Raw genomic sequence first — 1,115 nt, forward strand, 5'->3', positions numbered from 1 at the left:
GAGTCGAAGGTGCGGGCAACCGCCATCGATGCCCAGGCACGCAAATCGGAAACGCTCGAAGCTTCATTCAATACCGCTCTGGACAAGACCAACGGCGAGGTACTGAAGACCAACGCATCCGTGCAAACCACCAGCCAAGCCCTGGCGGCTCTGGACGGCAAGGCCAGCACGATGTGGGCGGTGAAGATGCAAGTTAACGCCCAAGGTCAGTACGTTGCTGCAAGCGTTGGGATGGGTATTGAGAACGGCCCGGGAGGGCTGCAGAGCAAGTTCCTGGTCAGTGCGGATACGTTCGCGGTAGTGAACGGTATCAATGGAACACTGGCATCTCCATTCGCTGTTACTGGTGGGCAAGTGTTCATGAACTCAGCCTTCATCATGGATGGCACGATCACCAACGCCAAGATCGGGAACTTCATTGCGTCGACCGACTATGTCGCTGGTATTCAGGGATGGGCCATTTACAAAGGTGGCGTGTTCGATCTGAACGGTACCGGGGCAGGGCAGAGCCGCCTCACCATCAACAACTCCAGCGTTCGTGCGTATCACGCCAATGGTGTGCTGGGTATCGATTTGAGCCTTTGATATGAACGCCTACCCGGCTATCTGGGACTGCGTCCGGTCCTATCTCCATGTAACTGCGCATGCACTCCCACAGCGCCATCGCGGTGGTGCCACCGCCACAGCCAAAGCCCAGCGAGTAATGTTTGTTATCGTCCTTGGCGAGCGGGTCTGGGTTCTCGAAACCAATGAACAACATGCCCATCGTTGCTCTGCCACCTTGGCTTACTGACGAATGTTGCGTGGCTGCTGCGGTCACGCTTTCCCAGGGGACAATCCAGTACTCGCCATCTGCTTGGGGTACGCATACTTCACGGCGCTGTCGATTGAAACGTACGGGTAAAGGGACTTCGCGGAATAAGCCTAGGATTACATAAAAGATAGGAATGCCTACGATGATAGTTGCGCCCCACATCATTATCGGGTCAGGAGTGATGTAGTACATCAGTGCAAACAGTATCACCATCGGCCAAATAACCATCACCGCCGAACCGATACTGTAAATACCAATGTCGACAAACACGTCGTTCTTGCGCCATATCGTATTGAGTACA

Annotated in this window: 1 protein-coding gene and 1 pseudogene; one reads left to right on the forward strand and one right to left on the reverse strand. The window is 54.5% G+C overall.

Annotation, left to right across the window (positions count from 1 at the left end; translation table 11 throughout):
• Positions 1 to 585: DUF1983 domain-containing protein (locus V0R60_RS26750; protein WP_330143367.1), on the forward strand; the 585-nt coding region annotated here is incomplete at its 5' end.
• 7 nt (positions 586 to 592) lie between these two features.
• Here the strand turns inward: V0R60_RS26750 and V0R60_RS26755 are convergent.
• Positions 593 to 1,115, reverse strand: a pseudogene (locus tag V0R60_RS26755) (hypothetical protein); the annotation flags it as partial.

The sequence above is a fragment of the Pseudomonas auratipiscis genome (assembly GCF_036324085.1).
Lineage (GTDB): Bacteria > Pseudomonadota > Gammaproteobacteria > Pseudomonadales > Pseudomonadaceae > Aquipseudomonas > Aquipseudomonas auratipiscis.